Source organism: Lysinibacillus sphaericus (assembly GCF_006864135.1).
Classification (GTDB): Bacteria; Bacillota; Bacilli; order Bacillales_A; family Planococcaceae; genus Lysinibacillus.
Map to the genome: position 1 here is coordinate 1 of NZ_SADV01000051.1, position 2,084 is coordinate 2,084.

Sequence of the window (2,084 nt, forward strand, 5' to 3'; positions counted from 1 at the left end):
AAAATCGAACAAGAAGTGCCTTATTTTTATCTGAGAAAGGTTCGCTTTTATGAAAACGTAAGTTTTTCAGTGCCCTCTTACCAATCGACAGTTTTGTTAATCTGACACACGTTTACTAAACTTTTATTATCCATTTGGAACCCCTCGCATAGCAAGGGGTTTTCAAAAGATACAAAAAAACCGCTAGGCATGTAAATGCACTAGCGATTTCTCTTATTTTTGCTCATCTTCACCAATTTTGTCTTTTGAAATAGCTGGTAAAATTGGTTGTTTTACATTACTATCAGTCACTTTTTCAGCTTTATATTTTGCTTTTAACTCAAAATATTTGTCTAAAGCATCGCGAGCGATAATATTATTATTCGGCAAATGCTCACGCCCTGTTGTCGCCCATGGAATGACGACAGCATAGGCAATTTCAGGATTTTCATAAGGCGCAAAACCAACATGTGTAAAAGTAAGTGTATCCGTACCATAATACTCTTTTAACGGTCCGAAATACACTACCTCAGCTGTTCCTGTTTTCCCTGCCGCAGTATATGGAGTATTTGCAAATTGAGCTCGCGCAGTACCTTGCGAACCTGTATAAACTAGGCGTAACCCTTTTTTCACATAATCAATTTCTTCTACAGGATTATCGATACGATTTAAAATTGTTGGTCCTATTTCAGTCACTAATTGACCTAACTGTTGCCCATCATTTGATGGCTCACGTACCTCTTTCACAATATGTGGCTGAATACGATAACCGCCATTTGCGATTGTCGAGATATATTGTACCAATTGTAAAGGTGTATACGTATCATACTGTCCAATTGCCAAGTCGAGTGTTTTACCACCCATCGTTGGACCAGATGGCCCCTGTAAACCACTAAATTCATTCGGCAAGTCAATACCTGTTTTTACACCTAAGCCAAATTGCGCAAAATTATTACGCATTTTCGAGAATGTATCGTCTTTTAAGCGAAGTGGCATCTTATAGCTATACGGTGTTCCATTCATAAGCATAGCAATTTTAAACATATAAACATTTGACGAACGTTCTAGAGCTGTTAAATCATTCATCGTAATATAACCACTTTGGTTAAAAATTGACTTTTTTGTAGGTGTCCCAGCTAATTCAATAGGTTCATCTCCCATATAGGCACCCATTGAAACAACTCCTTGATTATAACCAGTAAGTAGTGTTGCTGCCTTAACTGCAGAGCCTGCCTCATAAGCTGTTGTAAAGGTTCCATACGAATAATCGACGACTTCATTTTTCCCTGTTTCAGGATTTTTCTCAATCTTCATACCAACATTTGCTAAAATATCACCTGTATTTGGGTCCATCATGACTAAAAAGGCACGATCAAGTAAATATGAACCCCCTCTTGATTTTAAGTTAAGCAATTCGCGCTTGACAATTTTTTCCGTTTCTAATTGTAACTCACTATCAAGTGTAAGTTTTAAATCTTTACCAGGCTCGCCTTCATAAGTCGTAACGGTATCGACTACCTGCCCTTTTCTATTCGTAATATTTTTAACGACTGATTTTTGTCCTTGCAGTAAATCTTCATACTGCGCTTCAATATAACTTTCACCAACACGGTCATTTCGTGAATAATCACGAGCTAAATAATAATTCAGCTTTTCTTTCGGAATTCCTTTTGCTGGTACTGTTGTACGTCCTAAAATAGCAAGTGATGATAATTTCAAACGCTTCCAGTCCGTTGTTGTGTTAACGCCTGGTAGTTCAGTTAAACGCTCAGAGACAAGTGCAAATTCATCGGCAGACACATTTTCACTCTTAATAATTTGCGGTGATAAATTGTAGCCTGATACCATCTCTCGGTAGATTGCTAATACTTCCATGTCCTTGTCTGTCAATTGCAATAATTCTTCGTTTGTGATTCGTTCACGAACAAGTTTATCTATTTGTGCATTGATTTGACTTTCCGTTACATTTTCTTGTGCCCTAATTTTCTTTTTTTCTTTATCTGTTACTTTTGCATAGGCAGCTTTTTTATTTTTTATCATCCAAAAATCTTGTTTGTCACGTAATGTAACACGTTTCGTTGGCTGCTCAATCAATTGTGCCAGCT

General features: G+C 37.1%; 1 protein-coding gene. It reads right to left on the minus strand.

Annotated features, from left to right (window positions below; translation table 11 throughout):
* Window positions 1-213: 213 nt before the first annotated feature.
* Window positions 214-2,084: peptidoglycan D,D-transpeptidase FtsI family protein (locus C7Y47_RS24505; protein ID WP_142511123.1), on the minus strand; the 1,871-nt coding region annotated here is incomplete at its 5' end.